The organism is Mesorhizobium sp. M7A.F.Ca.CA.003.01.2.1 (assembly GCF_003998945.1).
GTDB classification, from domain to species: Bacteria; Pseudomonadota; Alphaproteobacteria; order Rhizobiales; family Rhizobiaceae; genus Mesorhizobium; species Mesorhizobium ciceri.
In genome coordinates this window covers 1-1,423 of the sequence record NZ_RZRA01001183.1, presented here as the reverse complement: position 1 = coordinate 1,423, position 1,423 = coordinate 1, and the positions used below count along the sequence as shown (strand labels likewise).

Genomic DNA, 1,423 nt, shown 5'->3' with positions numbered 1-1,423 from the left:
AATGATCACTGCTGCCTCCCGGGTGCCCGATCATGGCCGGTTGGAGCCCTGGCGCTTCATCCCCTACCGTGGCGACGCCCGCGTCGAGATCGGCAGGCAACTGGCAGCACTTGCCGAGCAGCGGGAGGGCCCACTGACGGAGGGCCGCCGCAATCAGGAACTGGCGCGGTTCTCGCGCGCACCGCTGGTGATCGGCGTCGTATCTGTCCCCAGGGAGAATCCAAAAATCCCGCAATGGGAAATGTTCCTGTCGGGCGGCATGGCGGCGATGAACCTGATGATATCAGCCAACGCGCTGGGCTTTGGCACCAACATGATCAGCAACTGGTATTCGGATGTGCCGGAGGGCAGGGCACTGCTGGGGCTGGCGCCGCAGGAGCGGGTCATCGGCTTCATCCATATCGGCTCCTATGCCGGCCCGGCGCCGGAGCGGCCCCGGCCCGATCCGGCAAAGCTGTACAGTGACTATTCGGGGCCGTGGGTCGGCTGAATGTTCTACGAGCCTTCAAAGGGCCACGGCCTGCCGCACGACCCTTCGAAGGCGATCGTGGCGCCGCGTCCGATCGGCTGGATTTCGACACTGAACAGGGCTGGTGAGATCAACCTCGCGCCGTATTCCTTCTTCAATGCCGTTTCGACGCGGCCTTTCATCGTCTGGTTCTCCTCCGAAGGCGAGAAGGACAGCGCCTCCTTCGCCCAGGAAACCGGCGAGTTCGTGGCCAATCTGGTCAGCCGCGATCTCGCGGAGAAGATGAACCGCACGTCGGTCAATGCTCCGCGCGGCGTCAATGAGTTCGTCTATGCCGATCTTGCCATGGCGCCGTCGCGCCTGGTCGCCCCGCCGCGCGTGGCGGCAGCGCCGGCCGCGCTCGAATGCCGGGTGACTGAAGTTTTTCGGCCAAAGGCCCTGGACGGGTCGCCGACAAGTGCCGTTATCGTCGCCGGTGAAGTGGTCGGCGTGCATATCGACGACGCCTTCCTGACGGACGGCCTGTTCGACATCACCAAGGCCGGCAATGTCGCTCGTCTCGGCTATATGGACTATGCCAGCGTCGACGAGGTGTTTTCGATGCGCCGGCCGCGCTGGGACAAGGACTAGATATCAGGCTCGGCCAGCTACCGCGCCTTGCCGGAACTCGTTCGCCGCCTGGCGGTCATGACGGTGCGCACATAGCCGGGCTCGCCGATCCGAATGCTTCCATCGGGCAGGCCCAGTATGCGGTCGAGGGCGATCTCGTAGAGCCTGACGCGTTTCTCCAGGACTTCGATCGCGGCCTCCATGTCGGCGTCGCTGCCGCCGGCAATGGCCTTGGCGACGACATCACGCGTGGCCATGCCGAATTGCATGACGATGTCGGCGACACCTTCCGGATCGAAGGTCCTGAAGGTGCCGTCTTCGATTCCTTGCCTGATGACCTTGACC

Annotated in this window: 2 protein-coding genes and 1 pseudogene; 2 read left to right on the top strand and 1 reads right to left on the bottom strand. The window is 64.2% G+C overall.

What is annotated here, in order from left to right:
• The first annotated feature begins 1 nt into the window (after nucleotide 1).
• Both EN969_RS31020 and EN969_RS31015 read left to right on the top strand, forming a co-directional pair.
• On the top strand, nucleotides 2-490 hold the full coding sequence (locus EN969_RS31020; RefSeq protein ID WP_164758656.1) for a nitroreductase: 489 nt from the start codon (nucleotides 2-4) through the stop codon (nucleotides 488-490).
• Nucleotides 491-1,099 (top strand): flavin reductase family protein, encoded by a 609-nt coding sequence (locus tag EN969_RS31015; protein WP_024505354.1) that lies wholly within the window; start codon nucleotides 491-493, stop codon nucleotides 1,097-1,099. It abuts the gene before it with no gap.
• 17 nt (nucleotides 1,100-1,116) lie between these two features.
• Here EN969_RS31015 and EN969_RS31010 read toward each other — a convergent pair.
• Nucleotides 1,117-1,423 (bottom strand): annotated as a pseudogene (locus EN969_RS31010) (TetR/AcrR family transcriptional regulator); the annotation flags it as partial.

Excerpts from the sequence above, each read along its gene's own strand:
- EN969_RS31015 (WP_024505354.1), top strand. The coding sequence starts at position 491 with ATGTTCTACGAGCCTTCAAAGGGCCACGGCCTGCCGCACGACCCTTCG.
- EN969_RS31020 (WP_164758656.1), top strand. The coding sequence starts at position 2 with ATGATCACTGCTGCCTCCCGGGTGCCCGATCATGGCCGGTTGGAGCCC.